Source organism: Kitasatospora sp. GP82, assembly GCF_029892105.1.
Classification (GTDB): Bacteria; Actinomycetota; Actinomycetes; order Streptomycetales; family Streptomycetaceae; genus Kitasatospora.
Genome location: NZ_JARZAJ010000017.1, coordinates 120,881 through 139,561, shown reverse-complemented (window position 1 = coordinate 139,561; position 18,681 = coordinate 120,881). Strand labels below are relative to the sequence as shown.

Below are 18,681 nucleotides of genomic sequence, written 5' to 3'. Positions count from 1 at the left end.
GGGTCGGCTCAGGAGGCCGGGCCGACCCTGACAGTGGTCAGCAGACCGTTGCGGCTCTCGCGGACGACCTCGATCCTGGTGTTGGTGTCGGGGACGTTCACGCCGAGCTGAGGGGTGGCCGGGTCGGTGTAGACGCCGCTGTGGTCGTCGAAGGCCGGGACGGCCGGCTCGGGGACGACGGTGGTGGCGATGCCCGCCCTGTGCAGGTCGAAGGCGGTGGTGGGCTTGAGTGAGAAGGTCGCGTCGAAGCTCTGGGCCCGGGCGTTGACCGGACTGCCGTCGGCGAAGCGGATCGGCTTGGGATGGGCGTCGATCGGGAGGATCAGGCCGCCGCCCAGGTGGTCCTGGGTGTTGTTGTCGCCGTAGGCGGTGTCCCAGAGCCAGACCAGCACGCCCTCCTGGTAGGGATAGGTGTCGATGACGTTCTGCTTGCCCGTGACGCCGCTGTAACCGAAGTTGTACGGGCCGGTCTTGAGGAAGGCGCCGTAGCCGACATAGCGGCGGTTCTCCACCAGGTACGCCCTGGGGTGCTCCTTGACCGCGCTCTTCCCGGTGACGATGGTGAACCCGGTGGCCGTCCAGCCCTGGTTGCCGTGCTCCGCGCCGTCGGAGAGGAGCTGCTGCCCGCCCGCGCTGATCGTCACGGCGTCGACCAGGACGCCCTTGCCGTGGGTGTTGCCGTCCGAGGTGACGTGGAAACGGAGCTCGACCCGGCGGCCGAGGTAGTCGTCCAGCGGGATGTGCAGCTGCGTCCATTTGCCCGAAGTGCCGCTGAGCCCGGGAGTGTTGGCGGTGGTGTTGCCGATCGGGGCGCCGTCGACGGTGCCGCCGAGCGGCTTCCAGGTCTTGCCGTCGTCGGTGGAGGCCTCGACGGTGAAGAAGTCGTAGCCCTGCTCGGTGTCGTACCAGGCGGCGGTGTCGAGTGCGGCCGGGCCGCTTCGACCGGTGAGATCCACCGTGCGGGCAAGGGAGTTGTCGAGGTTGTCACCGGTGTCGCTCCACCACTGCGAACCGCCCTCGGCCGGGTCGGCGAGCTCGGTGGTGGTGTGGCTCGGCGGCAGGTGGACCAGTACGGCCTGGGCCTGGTCGGTGTTGTAGCTGCTGACGCCGAGCGCGTGCGAGGACCGGGTCGCGGCCTGTGCCTCGTCGTAGTTGAGCCAGCCGAACTGGAGTTTGCTCCAGGCGTCCAGGTCGCCGGGGTAGGCGCCGGTGGTGTTCCGGCCCTTGCCGAGGTACGAGGCGGAGGACATCAGCGACCAGAAGTCGACGCTGTTGTCGCCCCCGGTCGTCGGATAGAGATCGGGCAGGCCCAGGTTGTGGCCGTACTCGTGGGAGAAGAGGCCGACGCCGCTGTTCTCACCGGCCTGGACGTAGTCGTAGACATACAGGCCGGTGTCGCCGACCGGTACGCCGCCGATCTTGTCGCCGGTCGGTCCGGTCTGCCCGGTGGGGTCGGGGAAGGCCCAACTCCGGTGCGCCCACAGGGCGTCGGAGCCCTGAGCGCCGCCACCCCAGGTCTCGTCCACCCCCGCGTGCACCACGATGACGTTGTCGAGGTAGCCGTCGGGCTGGTCGAAGTTGCCGTCCTTGTCGTGGTTGTAGCGGTCGGCGACGTCGTACTGGGCCAGCTGGGCCTTGATGTCGGCCACCGAGCGGCCCTTGGCGATCTCGCCGTCGTACCAGGCCTTCACCGCGTCCCGGACGAACTCCTGCGCCTGTGTCCAGGCCCCGCTGCCCTGCGGGCCCTTGTTGCTGCCGTACCGCGCCTCGTTGTACGGGACGGTGACCCAGTCGCTGACGGTGCCCTCGACGTCGTACCGGCCGGAGGACTGGATCCGGTAGTAGTTGCGCATCGAGACCGCGCCGGGCGTGTCGTCGAAGAACATCTTCTGGTAGTACGAGCGGTCGAAGTCCTTGTTCCAGAGCGTGTGGGTGTCGCTGCCGTCCGGCTTGGGGATCTGGTTGTGGCGCGGCCCCGGGGTGCCGCCGTAGCGCACCTGGCCGTTGTAGAGCGTGGTGTTGTCCACCTGGTCGCCGAACTGCGCGAGGATGACGAAGACCTTGTCCTTGCGCTGCTGGGCGAGTTGGACGTAGTCGTTGCCGACCTTCACCCTGGCCGGGGCGCGGCCGTCCGAAGTCTTCGCCACGGTGCCCTTGTTGACCTGCTCCAGGGCCTTGGCGCGCAGCGACTGGCGTTCACGTTCCTGCGGGGCGAGCGGCGGCTGCGGTCCCTCGCGGCCTTCGACGGTCTGCTGCGCCGTCAACGACGCTTTCACGGGGGCGGCTTGGGCGGGAGCTCCGAGGAGAGTGGCGGCTATGGCGCCGGTGGTCAGCGCAGCCGCGAGGGCTGCGGACAGTCTGCGCAACTGACCGGTCCTTTCCGGACGGGGAGTTGGGAGATGGAGGAGTGCTTGCTTGAGCGGCGGCACGTAATATTTCACATGTCATCGGTCACATGGAAGAGCGCCTCCGTCTGGATGCCAGGACGGACCGGCCGCTCGCGCAGGCGGCGTTCCGATGTGGATGGTTCGGTGGGATCTTCGGCGTGTCCGGGTATGAGGACGGTCGGGCCCGCCGCCGGCCGCTTCCGATGGGCGGTCGGAGGGTTGTCGTGGGCAGGGAAGTTCGGCTAGATGTATGCGGTGTGAAATGTCACACGGCATCAACGGCGACAGTAGGGACGGTGGCACCGTGACCGGAAGCCTCGGGATTGCACTGCCGCCCCGCCCGGTGCCGGGAGTCAAGGGCCTGTTCAGCCTCGATCCGGCCGTGGCCCACCTCAACCACGGCTCGTTCGGCGCCGTACCGCTGCCGATCCAGCGGGCGCAGGCGCGGCTGCGGGCCGAGCAGGAGCAGGACCCGGACGGCTTCTTCGAGGGCCTGTCGGACCGGATCGCCCGCGCCCGGGCCAAGGTGGCCGCCGCCCTCGGCGCCCACCCCGATCGGCTGGCGCTGCTCACCAATGTCACCGAGGGCGCCTCGGTGGCGCTGGAGTCGATCCCGCTCGCCCGGGGCGATGAGATCCTGGTCACCGACCATGGTTACGGTGCCGTCACCCGCGCCGTCGAGCGGCGGGCCGCCGAGGCCGGAGCCCGGGTGCGCACCGTCCGGATCCCGCTGGAGACCCCGGATGTGGACGGTGTGGCCGAGTTGGTGCTGGCCGCCGTCGGTGAGCGGACCAGGATCGCCGTCCTCGACCTGATCACCGCGCCCACCGCCCGCGAGGTCGCAGGACCGCGCCTGCTCGCCGCGCTGGCCGAACGCGGTGTGGTCACCGTGGTGGACGCCGCCCACGCCCCGGGCCATCTGCCGGTGAACCTGGGTGGCTTGGCGGCCGGGGCGGCCGGTCCCGGTGGCGCGGACTTCTGGCTGGGCAACCTGCACAAGTGGGCCTTCGCCCCGCGCGCCACCGCCGTTCTCGCCGTCGGTGGCCGCTGGGTGGAGCGGGTCCGGCCGCTGATGCTCTCCTGGGAGCACGACCGGGGCTTCCCGTACAACGTCGAGTGGCGCGGCACCTGCGACTACACCCCCTGGCTGGCCGCACCGGCCGGGTTCGTCCTGCTGGAACGGCTCGGCGCCGAGCAGGTGCAGGCCCACAACGCGGCCCTCGCCGCCTACGGCCAGCGCCTGCTGATGGAGCGGGCCGCGCTGCCGGCTCTGCCCGCGATGCCCGGCCTGGCCATGCGGTCGGTACGGCTGCCGCCGGGCTGTGCGGAGAGCAGGCCCGCCGCGCAGGAGCTGAGGGCGGTGGTGCGGCAACGCCTGGACGCCCGGGTGGCGGTGAGCCCCTGGCCGGGCGGCGGGCTGCTGCGGATCAGCGCGCAGGTGTACAACCGGCCGTCGGAGTACCGGAGGCTGGCCGAGGGGATCGGCGAGCTGATCAAGAGCTGATGTCAGGTCAACTCCGGTGGTGTGCCCGGTGGTTCAGTCGGCCGCGCGCAGCTCGGCGAGCAGGGCGCCCTGGTCGGCGAGGAGTTCGGTGAGGATCCGCCGGGCGGCGCGCAGCAGCTCGGCGACGTCCGCCCCGGCCAGCGCGTACACCACCGTGGACCCCTCGCGGGTGGCCGTCACCAGTCCGGCCCGGCGCAGCTGGGCCAGCTGCTGGGAGAGGCTGGACGGTTCGATGTCGAGCGCCACCACCAGATCGCGGACCGGCATCGGCCCGCCCTGGAGCAGCTCCAGCACCCGGATCCGGACGGGGTGGCCGAGCATCCTGAAGAACTCGGCCTTGGCTTGGTGCAGTGGTACCGGCACGTGGCGCTCCCCTCTCGGCCTCGGGCCTCTCAGATCTCAAGGCCGGTCTCGATGCGCCGCAACTGATGCCTGGCCATCGCCAGGTTGGACCGGCTGCGGTTGAGCGCGAGGTAGAGGAACAGACCTCGGCCGCTCTGCGTGGTGAGCGGCCTGATCAGGTGGTACTGGCCGGTGAGGCTGATGAGGATGTCCTCGATGTCGTTGTCGTGCAGGCCGAGCATCTCCATCGTGCGCATCTTGGCGCGGACCAGGTCCGTGTTGCCCGCCGCAGCCACATTGAGGTCGATCTCGGCACCGTCGCCGAGCGAGCCGAGGGCCATTCCGCTGCCGTAGTCCACCAGGGCGACGCCGATCGCGCCGTCGATGGACATGGCTTCCTTGAGCGCGCTCTCCAGATTGGCCATCGTGACTCCTCCTGTCCGGCCGGGCCGCCCCGGTCGGCGGCCTCGGTGGTCAGACTGTAGGGAGCAGCCCGTCGGAGCAGGGCGAATGACCGGAATCGACCGTTCCCGACCACCTGCCGTCGCCGTCGCTGTACGGACCCGACCACTTGAAGACATCTGCAACTGAGGAGCTGATCCATTCTGAGTGGGCGTTTCGTGCCAGGTCTGTTTCCCGGTGTGGGAGTTACCTGTTTTCGAAGGTCTCGATCTCGAGTGATCGGTTAGGGGATGATCACGAGACGTATGCGACGCGGTTCGATGAGCTTTTCAAGCAGGGGCAGGACGTGGTCCTGGCAAGCGAGGTCGCGCGGCAGGACCCGCCTGTGGATGGCGGGTCGCGTTGGGGGCTCACTGTGGTTCTGCGCCTGCCACCCCGCTGCCAGTCATCCCCACCGACACGCTGCTGAGTCGAATGTGTTCAGTCACCGGACGAGTACAGGAAGGTGTGCGTCAATGACGCTTTCGACAACCAACGAGCAGATTCTCCGTGACTCTCTCGCACAGGCCGCGGTCACAGACGTGACTACGATCCCTCATGACGGGCACCTGGAACAGGACCTGGGGATCGACAGCCTCGCCCTGCACGAACTGATCGTGATCCTGGAGAACAAGCTGGCCGTCGCCATTCCGGACGAGGAAGTCGGCCGCCTCACCACCATCGGCGGCATCCGCTCCCTCCTCGTACGGCTCCAGCCCCTATCGAGTGGAACGGACACCCCGTGAGCATCCGCGAGATCACTCCGAAGGAACGCGGCTTCCTGATCGTCAACTCCCACCCCACCGGCTGCGCCACGGTGGTCGAGCGGATGTGGGAGGAGATCCCACCCCGCCAAGACGGCAAGGCGCCCGTCGTGTTGCTGCTCGGGGCGAGCGCCGGGTACGGTCTGGCGATCCTTATGGCCGGGCTGCGCCAGCAGGGTATCCGCGGTGTCGGAGTCGCCTACGAGGCGCCCGAGAGCGAGCGGCGCACCGCCTCAGCCGGTTGGTACCGCGCCGCGGCCGCCGCTGGCCTGGCGGCCGAGAACGGCAACGACTTCGTCTTCGTCAACGCCGACGCCTTCAGTACCGAAGCCAAGGCCGAGGTGCTGGACCTCCTCGCCACCAAGTACGGGCAGGTTGACTACCTGATCTACAGCCTTGCCGCGCCGCGCCGCACAGACCCGGCAACCGGTACCGTCCACCACTCGGTCATCAAGCCGCTCGGACAGCCCTACGAGGCGCCGTCGCTGGAGTTCACCGACGGCACCGCCCGGATCGGGTCCGTGCGTCTGGAGGCGGCCAGCGCCGACGAGCGCGAGGCCACCGTGCAGGTGATGGGCGGTGCGGACTGGCAGATATGGGTCGAGAAGCTCTCGCAGCGCGGCCTGCTCGCCGATGATTTCACCACCGCAGCTCTGTCCTACGTCGGCTCCGAGCTGACCGCCCAGGTGTACCGGCAGGGAACGATCGGCGCGGCGAAGGAGCACCTGGAGCAGACCGCGACCGCGCTCAACAGCACCGCGTTGGCCAACGGCGCCGGGCGGGCCTTCACGGTCGTGGCCGGTGCGGCGGTCACCCAGGCGTCCACCGCGATCCCGAGCATCGCCCTCTACACCAGTTTCTTGCGTGCTGTGCTTGGTTCGGACGGCTTCCAGAGCACCGTGCAGCAGGCCACCGCCCTCTGGGATCAACTGACTGGCTCAGCCCCGCTGGTGATGGACGACCAGGGGCGCATCCGGCTGGACAGCTGGGAGATGGACGAGAAGGTCCAGGACGCCGTGCGGGAGCTGTGGCGCGACCCGGAAAGCGGGCTCGCAGCTGGCAGCGAAGGGGCGCAGTGGTTCCTCGCACAGGTGCGCGAGCTGTACGGATGGGGCCTTGACGGCGTGGATTACAGCCAGCCGGTGGAGACCACCGTTCCATGGCCCACAGCCTGACCGACCGCCAGCACCTCCGGGCCGTCGAGCTTGCTGCTCGACAGCCCAAATGTGCGTGAGTCCGCACGCAGACGAGCCCCCGCTGCCAGGCGGGGGCTCCGAGTTGTTCGGCCTGGCTCAGGCTGCGGCTGGTTCCTCGACTGCGTCCTTCAGCGCCTGCCACGTCTGCGCGTAGCAGCCCTCGATACGGGCCTGCTCGATCAGCGGGTGTGCGTTGACGGTGAGCGACGCCTCGATGTACGCGTCGCGGAGCCGGTCAAGTTCCTCCCGCTCCGCCTCGTCCCAGGTAGCTCGGGCGACGACATCGTCCGGATACTCGGCCCGGCGCCGGGCCTGCCCGGTCGCGCAGTACTTGCCGACCGCAAGCTCAGCGGCGTAGGCGGCGCCCGGCGGTGCTTGCCTTTGAGGGCGCCGGTCGCGGCCACGACTTCCTTGACCTTGGTGAAGATCCGGTTCGGATCCGCCGAGCGTTGCAGGCGACGGCGGAAGTACGTCAGCAGGGAGGGGTCGAAGGCGGTGTCATGCAGCCCCAGACCGCAGGCCGCCTTCCACCTCAGATCGCACCGCAACTCCCGGACCGCGTCGAAGTCCGAGACCCCGAACAGGCTCTGCAGCACCACCGCGGCGGACAGCACCTGCGGCGGCATGCTCGGCCGACCGTTCCTCGACGGGTACATGTCCGCGAACATCGACCTCGGGAACAGCGTCTCGCGATGCTCGGCCAGGAACGCGAACACGCTCCCGGCCGGGATCAACTCCCGACAGGTCTCCCGCACATCCACCCCGACCGGCTCCCCGGCCCATTCCCCCTGCATGAAAACGATTCTGGCCCCCACCCGGGGCAGGGCCAGAACCCAACATTTTCAGTGCACTTCTGGACGCCCTCGCGCTCGCCCGCCACCGTGTCAACGTCCTGTGGGTCTGCTGCGTGACGGACGGTGCTACGGTCCCGTACCGCGCGTCACGACTTCTGTTTGACGACTCCATCAGGAGTCGCGCCCGTCCGTTCCGGACCAGAGGGTCGCAGGGGTCGGTGACTCCTCGGAGGCGCCCGCTCACACCTGGTCGCCGGTCGCATCGCCGATGTCCGGGGCCGGAAAACGGTGCCATTGATGTCACTCCCGGCGGGTAATCTCAGGCTGAGATGCTCGATCACCACACCAACCACACCCGCTGCGCCCCACCGCCGGTCCCCGGCCGGACAGCACCGTCGGCCCCGGCCGGTCAGGTCCCGCAGCCGCAGGCGTCGCCGTCTGCACCCCCGTCCCGCCCGTACGGGCCCCGCCGGCCCCACGGGATGAAGCAGTCCCACGGGAAGAAGAGGTGACGCCGATGAACAGCGCCATGCCCCCGCACTCGGAGACCCCGCACTCGGAGACCCCGCACTCGGAGACCCCGCAGTCCGACACCGAGCAGCTCAGCCCCGCCGAGGCGTACGCGGCCTTCCGCCGCCGCGCCAAGGAGCAGGCCACCGCCCTCTACGGGTTCCAGCAGCTGTACGACTTCCCGCTCGACCCCTTCCAGATCGAGGCCTGCCAGGCCCTGGAGGAGGGCAGCGGTGTGCTGGTCGCCGCCCCGACCGGCTCGGGCAAGACCATCGTCGGAGAGTTCGCCGTCCACCTGGCCCTGCAGGCCGGACGCAAGTGCTTCTACACCACGCCGATCAAGGCCCTGTCGAACCAGAAGTTCGGCGACCTGGTCAAGCGCTACGGTGCCGCCAAGGTCGGCCTGCTGACGGGCGACAACACCGTCAACGGCGACGCACCGATCGTGGTGATGACCACCGAGGTGCTGCGCAACATGCTCTACGCGGGCTCGCAGACCCTCGACGGCCTCGGCTATGTGGTCATGGACGAGGTGCACTACCTCGCCGACCGCTTCCGCGGCGCCGTCTGGGAAGAGGTGATCATCCACCTCCCGGAGTCCGTCACCCTGGTCTCGCTCTCCGCGACCGTCTCCAATGCCGAGGAGTTCGGCGACTGGCTGGACACCGTACGCGGCGGCACCAAGGTCATCGTCTCCGAGCACCGCCCGGTTCCGCTCTGGCAGCACGTCATGGCGGGCAACCGGATGTACGACCTGTTCGCCAACCCCGACCGCGACGGCCGCCCCAAGGACGCGCCGCGCAACCCGGCCAAGGCGGTCAACCCCGAACTCGTCCGCCTCGCCCGCTCCGAGCAGGACCGCAACCCCCGCGACCGGTTCGGACGGGGACGCGGCAGATCCATGCCCAACGGTCGCCCCGGACGGGTCTGGACCCCGGGCCGGGTGGACGTCATCGAACGTCTGGACGCCGAGGGTCTGCTGCCCGCGATCACCTTCATCTTCAGCCGGGCCGGCTGCGAGGCCGCCGTCAACCAGTGCCTCACCTCGGGGCTGCGCCTCAACCGGGACGCCGAGCGCGCCCAGGTGCGCCAGATCGTCGAGGAGCGCTGCTACGACATCCCCGACGAGGACCTGCACGTCCTCGGCTACTTCGAGTGGCTGGACGGCCTGGAGCGCGGCATCGCCGCCCACCATGCGGGCATGCTGCCGCGCTTCAAGGAGGTCGTCGAGGAGCTCTTCGTCAAGGGCCTCGTCAAGGCGGTGTTCGCCACCGAGACGCTGGCGCTGGGCATCAACATGCCCGCCCGCTCGGTGGTCATGGAGAAGCTGGTCAAGTGGAACGGCGAGACCCACGCCGACATCACCCCCGGTGAGTACACCCAGCTCACCGGCCGGGCCGGGCGGCGCGGTATCGACGTCGAGGGCCACGCCGTGGTGCTCTGGCAGCGCGGCCTCGACCCGGAGGCGCTGGCGGGCCTCGCCGGCACCCGTACCTACCCGCTGAAGTCCTCCTTCCGCCCCTCGTACAACATGGCGGTCAACCTCGTCGGCCAGTTCGGACGGCACCGCTCGCGCGAGCTCCTTGAGACCTCCTTCGCGCAGTTCCAGGCCGACCGCTCGGTCGTCGGGATCGCCCGCCAGGTCCAGCGCAACGAGGAGGGCCTCGACGGCTACCGCGAGTCGATGACCTGTCACCTCGGTGACTTCGAGCAGTACATGACCCTGCGCCGCGCCCTCAAGGAGCGCGAGAACGAGCTCTCCCGCGAGGGCAGCAGCCAGCGCCGGGCCGCCGCCATCGAGGCGATCGAACAGCTCAAGCCGGGCGACGTGATCCATGTGCCGACCGGCAAGTTCGCCGGCCTCGCCCTCGTCCTCGATCCTGGTCTCCCCCCGGTCAGCCGCTCCCCGCGCACCAGCCGCCACCCCGACTACCAGGACGGTCCCCGCCCGGTGGTGCTCACCGCCGAGCGGCACGTCAAGCGGCTCGCGATGATCGACTTCCCGTACCCGGTGACCGCCGTCGACCGGATGAAGATCCCCAAGTCCTTCAACCCGCGCAGCCCGCAGTCCCGGCGCGACCTCGCCTCCGCGCTGCGCACCAAGGCCGGACACCTGGAGCCCGAGCGCTACCGCAAGGGCCGCGCGGCCGCCGCGGACGACCCCGAGATCGCCCGGCTCCGCGCCGAGCTGCGCCAGCACCCCTGCCACGGCTGCGACGAGCGCGAGGACCACGCCCGCTGGTCCGAGCGCTACCACCGCCTGCACCGCGACACCGAGGTGCTGGAGCGCAAGATGCGCTCCCGCACCCACACCATCGCCCGCACCTTCGACCGGGTCTGCGGCCTGCTCACCGACCTCGGCTACCTCAGCGGCGACACCGTCACCGAGGACGGCAAGCGCCTGGGGCGCCTCTACGGCGAACTCGACCTGCTCGCCTCCGAGTGCATCCGCGAAGGCGTCTGGAAGGAGCTCGGCGCCGCCGAACTCGCCGCCTGCGCCTCGGCGTTGGTGTACGAGGCGCGGCAGTCCGACGATGCGACGGCCCCCCGGGTGCCCGAGGGCAACACCAAGGAGGCCCTCGCCCGCATGATCCGGATCTGGGGCCATCTGGACGCCCTGGAGGAGCAGCACCGGATCAACACCGCCGAGGGGGTCGGCCAGCGCGAGCCCGACCTGGGCTTCGCCTGGGTCGCCTACCGCTGGGCGCTCGGCCACAACCTCGACTCGGTGCTCCGCGACGCCGACATGCCCGCCGGTGACTTCGTCCGCTGGACCAAGCAGCTGATCGACGTGCTCAGCCAGATCCAGGACGCGGCCGGCGAGGACGTCCAGCTGCGGGCCACCGCCCGCAAGGCGGTCGACGGGCTGCGACGCGGCATCATCGCGTACTCGTCCGTCGGGTAACCGACGGGGGCGCGGGATCTGCTTGATCGACTGCGTGCGCGACCGGCCCTCTACGGAGGTGCATGGTTCCGCGCACACGCAGTCGATCGAGCAGGGCCCCGCGCCCCTGAGGCAGTGCAAGTCCGGGTTCGAGTGATCGTGCGGCGATGTACAGGGTCGCCCGCGCGCAGTTGATCAAGCAGGGCCACGCGCCTGGGTGTGCCCTCTCAGTTGAGCTGGAAGGTGGCCTCGACCGGGTAGTGGTCGCTCGGCGAGTTGGTGTCGAGCTGGCCGGCGCTCCAGCCGGTCTGGGGGTCGAGGTCGGCCTTGACGTTCGGCAGCGCGAGCGGGACCGGGCGGCCGGGGGCGTTGAGGTAGCCGAGGTAGTCCAGGTCGTCCCGGTAGTCCTTGGGGAAGGTCTCCACGCCCGCCATGTACTGGCACCAGGCGGAGACCGAGCAGTCCATGGTGGCCAGCGTCTGGCCCGGGTCGGTGGCCGGGGTGCCGAGGACGCCGTTCGCCGCGTACTGGGCGTTGGCGAAGTCGCCGCGCGACTGGCCGTGGACGTACTCGACGTTGAGGTCGCCGCCGATCAGCACCGGGGCGTCGGTGCCCGCGATGCCGTCCGCCCAGGCGCGGATCTCGGAGAGCTGGCCGAGCCGGGTGGACTGGGTGGTGTCGGTGGAGACGTCCGACTCGTCGGCCTGCAGATGGGTGCCGACCACCCAGCTCTTCACCCCGCCCTTGTCGACCTGGACCATGGCCGCGCCCTTGTTGGCGTGGTAGTCCCAGGTGCCGTAGGTGGAGTTGCTGAAGATGTGCGCGTACTGGGCGGTGATCGGGTACTTGGACAGGATCATCGTCCCGCCGTTGATCACGAACATGGAGTTGGAGCAGTTGCCGCTGATCCCCGTCCAGCCGCCGCCCGAGCAGGTCTGGCCGACCACCGGGGTGCGGTACGGGTAGAGGTCCGCCAGCTTGCCGTTGATGTCGGCGGTCGAGGTGTTGTTGAAGTTCTCGTCCAGGATCACCACGTCGGCGTTGTGCCGGCGGATGATCGACTCGATCACCGGGGTCCGCTTGGCGGCCTGCTCGTTCTGCGTGCTGTCGACGATCGCGGTGCCGAGGTCGACGTTCCAGGCGAAGACCGAGAGGGTGGTGCCGCCGGTGGCGGCGGTCGCGCTGGGGGCTCCGGCGATGCCGCCGAGCAGCAGGGCCGTGGCCGCCATGGACGTGAGGGCGGCAGCCGAACGACGCGAGATCATGCGTTCTCCTGAGGGAGGGTCAACCCCGGGCCCGCGACCGCCTGGTGCGGGGCGCGGGCATGACATGGGAGAACCTAGCTACCCGTCGGTACCGGCGGAGGAACGGCAACCGATCATTGTGTGGCGGAAACGTGTATGGCCAACTCGGCCGGGCAACCAGCCAGGGCCGTCGGGTGGCCGTCCGGCCCCGCGCCGCTGCTGGTTGCCCCGGGCCAGGAGGGCGCGTTCCTAGTGCGCCAGTACCGAGAGCACTCGCTCCAGCGAGCTGCCCAGGCCCCAGCGCGCCGAGAGCTCCTCCAGCGTCATCGGATCCAGCGGCTCGCGCGGCAGTGCCTGGTCGACCTCGGGCAGCGGGACGTCCGCGGCCACCTGGACCACCTTCGGTGCGACATCGAGATAGGCCGAGCCCTCGACCAGGTTCTTCCGCCGGGCCGGGGTGAGCCGCGACTTCGGGTCCAGCGCCGCCGCCCGGATCCCGGCCAGGTCGCCGTACTCCTTCAGCAGCTGTGCGGCCGTCTTCTCGCCGATCCCCTTGACGCCGGGCAGCCCGTCGCTCGGGTCGCCGCGCAGCGCGGCCAGTTCGGCGTACCGGGCGCCACTCACGCCGTACTTCTCCAGCAGTGCCGCATCGTCGATGCGCTGGGCCGAGCCGACGCCCTTCAGGGGGTAGAGGACGGTGATCTCCCGTACGTCGTCCACCAGTTGGAAGAGGTCGCGGTCGCCGGTGACGATCTCCACCGGGCCCCTCGCGCGAGCGGTGAGGGTGCCGATGACATCGTCCGCCTCGTAGCCGGGGACGCCGATCCGGGCGATGCCGAGTGCGTCCAGCACCTGTTCGATCACCGGGACCTGGGGTGCGAGCGAGTCGGGGATCTCCTCCTCGCCCTCGGTGGACTCCTCCACCATCCGGTGGGTCTTGTAGGAGGGGATCAGGTCCACCCGCCACTGCGGCCGCCAGTCGGCGTCCATACAGGCGACCAGCCGGTCGGGCCGGTGGTCGTGGACCAGCCGGGCGATGAAGTCGAGCAGCCCGCGAACGGCGTTCACGGGCTGCCCGTCAGGGGACTTCACGGACTCCGGCACTCCGAAGTAGGCGCGGAAGTAGAGGCTCGCCGTGTCGAGCAGCATCAGTCGCGGTGCGGTCATCTTCCAGATCATGCCGTACGGCTGCGACGAACCGGCCGTATCAGTGCTCGTGCGGCCCGCTGCGGTGGACCGGGCCGTGCGAGTCGGCGCAGTGGTCGGCGGCGGCCGCCGCTGCGGCTGCCGCGGCGGAGGCGGGGGAGTGGGAGATCTGGAGCAGTTCCTGCGAGCTGTCCTCGCCGACATGGTCGACCTGGAGGGTGGCGTGGGTGATCCGGTAGTCCTCGCGCAGCTGGCGCTGCAGTTCGCGGCGGACGGCATGGCAGTCGCCGCCCGGGGTCACCAGGATGTGCGCCGAGAGGGCGGGCTGGCCGGAGGTGATCTCCCAGATGTGCAGGTCGTGGATCTCCTCGACCTGAGGAGAGGTCACCAGCCGGTCCGCCACAGCGTCGGGGTCGATCCCGGCGGGCGCGGCCTCCAGGAAGATCCGGCCGGAGTCGCGGACCAGGCCGATACCGGCCTTCAGCATCAGGGCGACCACGATCAGCGAGGCGATGGCGTCGGCCCGGCGGAACCCGGTGGTCAGCACCACCGCACCGGCGACGGCGGTGGCGATGAACGCATACAGATCGGTGAGCACGTGCTGGAAGGCGCCCTCGACGTTCAGCGAGGAGCGGTTGGCCTTGGACATGCACCAGGCCGCCGCGATGTTGACCACGATCCCGACCAGTGCCGTGATCAGCACCAGCGAACCGGTCACCTCGGGCGGCGAGATCAACCGAGTGATCGCCTCGTACCCGAGCCAGGCGGACAGCACCAGCAGGGTGATGCCGTTGGCCTGGGCGGAGAGGATCTCGGCCCGTTTGAGCCCGTAGGTGTAACCGCCCCGGGCGGGGCGGGCGGCGAGCCGCATCGCGATCAGCGCCAGCACGATCGAGGCGGCGTCGGTCAGCATGTGGGCGGCGTCCGAGATCAGCGCCAGCGAACTGGCGGCGAAGCCGACCAGCACCTCGCCCGCCATGAAGACGACGATCAGCGCCAGCGCGCTGACCAGCCAGCGGCGGTCGGCGTCCGCCGCGACACCGTGCGAGTGGCCGTGGCCGCCGTGGCTGCTGTGCCCCCCGTGGCCGCCGTGCGAGTGACCATGGTCGTCGTGCGCGTGGTCGTGATCGTGGTCGTGCTCGTGCTCGGCCATCGTGTCCTCTCCGAACGCTCATGGGCCATGGGCCCCTTCGGCCCGCACACGAAGTGAACCCCAGATCGGAGGAAGATCCAAAGGCTGCACTGGTGACCGTTGTCGTTCCCGTTGGGGCCGGTATTCGCGCAGGTCAGCGACCTGGCGGGGAATCACTCGGAGAGCGGTACCAGCTCGGCGACCCGTCCCTCGACGCGTGCCGCGGCCGCCGCACCGACCAGTGCCTCCAGCAACCGCAGGTCCTCACCCTGTTCCGGGTGCCACTGCACACCGAGCGTGAAGCCGCTGCCCTCGACCGCCTCGACGGTGCCGTCCTCGGCGTACGCGGAGACGATGAGCCCGGTGCCGAGCCGGTCCACGGCCTGGTGGTGGTACGTCGGTACGGACACCACGGTCTCGGGCAGCAACTCGGCGAGCAGCGTCCCCGGCACCGGTCGCACGGGGTGCCGCCCGTAGCCCTGCGGCGTGCCCAGGTGCTCCTGGACGTGGTCCAGGTGCTGGATCAGCGTGCCGCCGAAGACGACGTTCAGCAGCTGCATGCCACGGCAGATACCCAGCAGGGGCATCTCGGCGGCCACGGCGGCGTGCAGCAGGGCCGTCTCCCAGGCGTCGCGCTCGGGCGTGACCGCACGCGTTCTCGGGTGCGGCTGTGCGCCGTAGTAGGCGGGGTGGAGGTCCGGACCGCCGGAGACCACCAGTGCGTCCAGACGGGTCAGCGCCCCGGGTGCGCGCTGCGGCGCGTCCGGCGGCAGCAGGAAGGCGACTCCGCCGGCCGCCTGGATCATCGCGGGATAGCGCGCGGAGAGCAGGACGGCGCGCTGCGTGCCCCAGCTGTCCCAGACCGCCTCGGTAAGGTGAGTGGTGATGCCGATCACGGGCTTGGTCGTCATAACCGGATTCTCCACCGCCGGATGCTGACCCGCAGTCAATATGCGGCTGTCCGGGCGCTTCTGGGAGTAGGGTCCGATATGCCATTGCCGACGATCTGTCGATTCTCATCTGAATCTCATCGGAAAAGCACAGAATCGGCGCTCCGCTGATATCGCGCTTATCCGGGACCGTTTATCTTCTCTGACGTGAGCGAGCAGATTCCCGCCGGGTGGTACCCGGACCCGCAGGACACCACCAGTGATCCCCGGCCCGAGCGCTGGTGGGACGGGAAGGGCTGGACGGCCTCCACCCGCCCTGTGCCCGCCGCCCAGCCGGTGTCGGAGCCGGCGCCCTCGGCGGACCAGCAGGTACTGGTCGGCGAGGTGCTGACGGGCGGGCCCACCGTCCGCTACCCCGAACTGCCGCCGTTCGGCGCCGAAGCGGGCGTCGCGCCGCGCGTCCGCAACAAGCCGCCGAAGGCGGTGGTGATCGCCGCGACCGTCGCCGCACTGGCCGGTCTGGCGGTCGGCTCCGGTGTCACCTATCTGGCCATGGACCACTCCTCCGGTACGACCTCGGCCCAGCAGAGCCGGGTCAAGCAGGGCAACCGCTTCGGCGGCGGCAGCGGCAGCGGGGGCTTCGGCGGGCCCGGATTCAACGGCGGGTCCGGCGGCGGCCTGAACGGCGGGGGTGGTCTGAACGGTGGCGGCTCCGGTGGTGGCCTCAACGGTGGTGGTGGCCTCAACGGCGGCGGTGGCCTGAACGGCGGGGGCTCCGGCGGAGGCCAGAACGGCGGCGGTGCGACCAGCGGCGTCGCCGTGGACGCCGTCAACCAGCTCGGCATCCCGATCCCGTCCGGCTGGACCGGCGGCACCACCGGCAACGGCTTCGCCGCGCTCACCATCGGCACGTACACCTGCGCAGGCGGCGGCGACTCCTGCTCGCTCGGCGGTGTGGCGACCGGCCGCCTCAGCGGCACCGACCCCAAGGCCGCGGCCCAGCAGGACATCGCGGCGGCGGCCAAGGAGTCGTACGGGGACATCAAGTCCCATCAGGAGCTGAAGTCCGAGGCCGTCTCCGTGAACGGCCGGAGCGGCTATCTGGTCCGCTGGAAGGTCGACGCTCCGCAGGGCAACAACGGCTACGTGGAGAGCGTGGTCTTCCCGACCAGCGACGGCAAGTCCCTGGTCTCGGTGCACCTCGGCTTCGACATCGACCCCAAGGCCCCGGTCGTGGACCAGATGGACTCCATCGTCAGCAGCATCACCGCCGCCACCGGCGACGGGTCGGCCGGCGGTTCCGTGGGCGGCACCAAGACCTGATCGCGATCGGGCCCGGCCGGTCCCGGCCCCGGAGCTCGGGTCTGCGGGGCCTGAACCGCACCGCCCACCGTCCGCAGGCGCGGCGGTGGGCGGTGCGGCGGTGCTCTGCCGGACTGTGTGCGTCAGCCCGTCCCGTGTCTCAGGGCTCCTGGCCGATCGTCAGATTCTCCACCCGGCCGCTCTGGACCACGGTGCCGTGGAAGGTACCGCCGCTGATGACGTTCCTGACCGCAGCCGCATCCTCCGCCGCAGGACCGAACTCGGCCAGCAGGTCACGCAGTTGCTCGGCCGCCTGAGGGTCGGTGGCGAGCGCCCGGCGCAGTCGCCGGGCCCACTCGGCGGCGCTGGCCGCACTGTCCCCGCTCGACCGGAGCTCCTCACGAACCTCGTCCAGCTCCTCGGCGATCTCCTCCGCCCGGTCCCGCCCGAACAGTGAGGCGAAGCGGCCGCGCACCTGAGTCCACAGGTCCGTCGCCATCAGCCCGACCAGTGTCGTGGCCCCCGACGTCGCCAACGCCGCGATCTCGGCCTCCATCAGCCACCCCTTCGGTCCTAGAGTGCTCGCCAGCCTAGGACAACCCGTCGACGGCTGTCCCAGGAACGCGAACGGAGTCCGCCCCACGGCGGACGAGTGGCCCCGACCTGCCGGCGCCGGATCAGAGGAAGGTGTGCCCTTCGCCCCGGTACGTCGGGACGGTCCGTACCACCCGGTCGCCCTCGATCAGGTGCAACTCCGGGAAGCGCTCGCACAGTTCGCCCGCCTTGGCATGCCGGAACCAGACCCGGTCGCCGATCAGCAGGTCGTCCGCCGCCGAACCCAGCAGCGGGGTCTGGACCTCGCCCGCACCCTCCTGCGGGTCGTACCCGAGGCCCTCGGGCAGATACGGAACCGGGGAGCGGTCCGCCCCAGCCGCGCCCGAGGCGGGGTAGCCGCCGCCGAGCACCGTCACCACCCCGACCCCGGGCCGCCGTACCACCGGCTGGGCGAAGAGCACGGCCGGACGGCCTTGGAAGGAACGGTAGTTGTCGAAGAGCCGGGGCAGATACAACCCGGACCCGGCGGCGACCTCGGTCACCGCGCGCTCGGCCACCGTGGACTCCACACTGCCGGTGCCGCCGCCGTTGACGAACTCCAGCTCCGCCACCTGCCGAAGCCTGCGCACCGCCGCGGCCCGCCGCTCGGCCAGCTCGGTCCGCGCCTTCGCCTGCATCAGCTGGATCGCCCGCGAGCGCAGCGGCCGCCCCGGGATCCGGTCGCCGACCCCCGCGACATGCCCCTCGTAAGCCATCAGCCCGACCACCCGGAAACCCGGGCGGCGCTGGACCAGTTCGGCGAAGGCGCCGAGGGCCTCGGGGGTGCGCAGCGGCGAGCGCCGGGCGCCGATCCTGACCCGGCCGCCCAGCAGATGCAGCGCGGTGTCCAGCTCCAGGCAGACCCGGACCTCCTCGGTGCCCTCGCGCGCCGCGTCGATCAGATCCAGCTGCGCGGGGTCGTCCAGCACGACGGTGACGGCGGCCGCCAGCTTGGGATCGGCGGTCAGCAGGCCGAAGTTGGCCCGCTCCGCCGAGGGGTACGCGAGCAGGACGTCCTCGAAACCGGACCGGGCCAGCCAGATCGACTCGGCCAGTGTGAAGCTCATGATTCCGGCGAAGCCCTCGACGGCCAGTACCCGCTCCACCAGCGCCCGGCAGCGCACCGACTTGCTCGCCACCCGGATCGGCTTCCCGCCCGCCCGGCGCACCAGGTCGGCGGCGTTGGCGTCGAAGGCGGCCAGGTCGACGATGGCCAGCGGCGCGTCGAGGTGCGCGGTGACCCGGTCGTAGCGGGCCCGGTCCGAGGCCGCGGTGGCGAAGAGGTTGGCCATGCGCGCAGACTCCCACACCCCACCTACCCACGGGTAGAGGTGTGCACATGCCCAGCCACGCACCTCCTCAGGGGCGCGGGGAACTGCGCGAGGAACCGTGCACCTCCTGAGCTGCGCCGGCGGACCGTTTCCACGTGATGCCCAGAGATGCGGTGGAACTGTGCGAGGAGCCGTGCACCTCCGTTGCGGGCTGGTCGCGCAGTTCCCCGCGCCCCTGGAGGGTGCGTGGCTGGGCGGGCGGGGCTTCCTGTGTCCCTGG

Annotated in this window: 15 protein-coding genes; 5 read left to right on the top strand and 10 right to left on the bottom strand. The window is 70.4% G+C overall.

The features are described from left to right. Window positions 1-8 precede the first annotated feature (8 nt). On the bottom strand, window positions 9-2,366 hold the full coding sequence (locus P3T39_RS19915; RefSeq protein ID WP_280699586.1) for an immune inhibitor A domain-containing protein: 2,358 nt from the start codon (window positions 2,364-2,366) through the stop codon (window positions 9-11). 325 nt (window positions 2,367-2,691) lie between these two features. Between P3T39_RS19915 and P3T39_RS19910 the strand changes: the two genes are divergently transcribed. Beyond that, the gene (locus P3T39_RS19910; protein WP_280699584.1) at window positions 2,692-3,891 is read left to right on the top strand and encodes an aminotransferase class V-fold PLP-dependent enzyme; all 1,200 of its coding nucleotides are present in this window, start codon (window positions 2,692-2,694) and stop codon (window positions 3,889-3,891) included. A 33-nt stretch (window positions 3,892-3,924) separates the two neighbouring features. On the opposite strand, the gene P3T39_RS19905 is transcribed toward P3T39_RS19910, so the two are convergent. Next, window positions 3,925-4,254: a metalloregulator ArsR/SmtB family transcription factor gene (locus tag P3T39_RS19905; protein ID WP_280699582.1), complete on the bottom strand. Its 330-nt coding sequence runs from the start codon at window positions 4,252-4,254 to the stop codon at window positions 3,925-3,927. A gap of 29 nt (window positions 4,255-4,283) precedes the next feature. Continuing rightward, window positions 4,284-4,658: a hypothetical protein gene (locus tag P3T39_RS19900; RefSeq protein ID WP_280699580.1), complete on the bottom strand. Its 375-nt coding sequence runs from the start codon at window positions 4,656-4,658 to the stop codon at window positions 4,284-4,286. A 267-nt stretch (window positions 4,659-4,925) separates the two neighbouring features. On the opposite strand from P3T39_RS19900, the gene P3T39_RS37600 reads away from it, so the two are divergent. Together P3T39_RS37600 and P3T39_RS19890 are read left to right on the top strand one after the other, a co-directional pair. Next, complete coding sequence (locus P3T39_RS37600; protein ID WP_348534363.1) at window positions 4,926-5,420, top strand: acyl carrier protein; 495 nt, start codon at window positions 4,926-4,928, stop codon at window positions 5,418-5,420. Further along, a complete protein-coding gene (locus tag P3T39_RS19890) occupies window positions 5,417-6,613 on the top strand; it encodes an enoyl-[acyl-carrier-protein] reductase FabV (RefSeq protein WP_280699577.1) in 1,197 nt (398 codons plus the stop codon). The genes P3T39_RS37600 and P3T39_RS19890 overlap by 4 nt, the downstream gene beginning before the upstream one ends. A gap of 200 nt (window positions 6,614-6,813) precedes the next feature. Here P3T39_RS19890 and P3T39_RS19885 read toward each other — a convergent pair whose 3' ends face one another. Then, entirely contained in the window at window positions 6,814-7,260 is a 447-nt protein-coding gene (locus P3T39_RS19885) for a transposase (protein WP_280699698.1), read from the bottom strand. 685 nt (window positions 7,261-7,945) lie between these two features. On the opposite strand from P3T39_RS19885, the gene P3T39_RS19880 reads away from it, so the two are divergent. Continuing rightward, on the top strand, window positions 7,946-10,843 hold the full coding sequence (locus P3T39_RS19880; protein ID WP_280699575.1) for a DEAD/DEAH box helicase: 2,898 nt from the start codon (window positions 7,946-7,948) through the stop codon (window positions 10,841-10,843). 206 nt (window positions 10,844-11,049) lie between these two features. Here P3T39_RS19880 and P3T39_RS19875 read toward each other — a convergent pair whose 3' ends face one another. From P3T39_RS19875 to P3T39_RS19860, 4 genes are all read right to left on the bottom strand, one after another. Further along, on the bottom strand, window positions 11,050-12,087 hold the full coding sequence (locus tag P3T39_RS19875) for a sphingomyelin phosphodiesterase (RefSeq protein ID WP_280699573.1): 1,038 nt from the start codon (window positions 12,085-12,087) through the stop codon (window positions 11,050-11,052). 228 nt (window positions 12,088-12,315) lie between these two features. After that, entirely contained in the window at window positions 12,316-13,233 is a 918-nt protein-coding gene (locus tag P3T39_RS19870; RefSeq protein WP_280699571.1) for a 5'-3' exonuclease, read from the bottom strand. Between the two features lie 40 nt (window positions 13,234-13,273). After that, the gene (locus P3T39_RS19865; protein WP_280699568.1) at window positions 13,274-14,365 is read right to left on the bottom strand and encodes a cation diffusion facilitator family transporter; all 1,092 of its coding nucleotides are present in this window, start codon (window positions 14,363-14,365) and stop codon (window positions 13,274-13,276) included. 152 nt (window positions 14,366-14,517) lie between these two features. Next, window positions 14,518-15,255, bottom strand: coding sequence for a gamma-glutamyl-gamma-aminobutyrate hydrolase family protein (locus P3T39_RS19860; RefSeq protein WP_280699566.1), 738 nt, complete (start codon window positions 15,253-15,255; stop codon window positions 14,518-14,520). 186 nt (window positions 15,256-15,441) lie between these two features. On the opposite strand from P3T39_RS19860, the gene P3T39_RS19855 reads away from it, so the two are divergent. Next, window positions 15,442-16,557, top strand: a complete 1,116-nt coding sequence (locus P3T39_RS19855) for a DUF2510 domain-containing protein (RefSeq protein ID WP_280699564.1) — start codon at window positions 15,442-15,444, stop codon at window positions 16,555-16,557. 139 nt (window positions 16,558-16,696) lie between these two features. Here P3T39_RS19855 and P3T39_RS19850 read toward each other — a convergent pair whose 3' ends face one another. Together P3T39_RS19850 and P3T39_RS19845 are read right to left on the bottom strand one after the other, a co-directional pair. Beyond that, window positions 16,697-17,092 carry a hypothetical protein gene (locus P3T39_RS19850; protein WP_280699562.1) on the bottom strand — a complete coding sequence of 132 codons (396 nt, stop codon included), beginning with the start codon at window positions 17,090-17,092 and terminating at the stop codon, window positions 16,697-16,699. A gap of 121 nt (window positions 17,093-17,213) precedes the next feature. Then, the gene (locus P3T39_RS19845; protein ID WP_280699560.1) at window positions 17,214-18,422 is read right to left on the bottom strand and encodes an alanine racemase; all 1,209 of its coding nucleotides are present in this window, start codon (window positions 18,420-18,422) and stop codon (window positions 17,214-17,216) included. Window positions 18,423-18,681 lie beyond the last annotated feature (259 nt).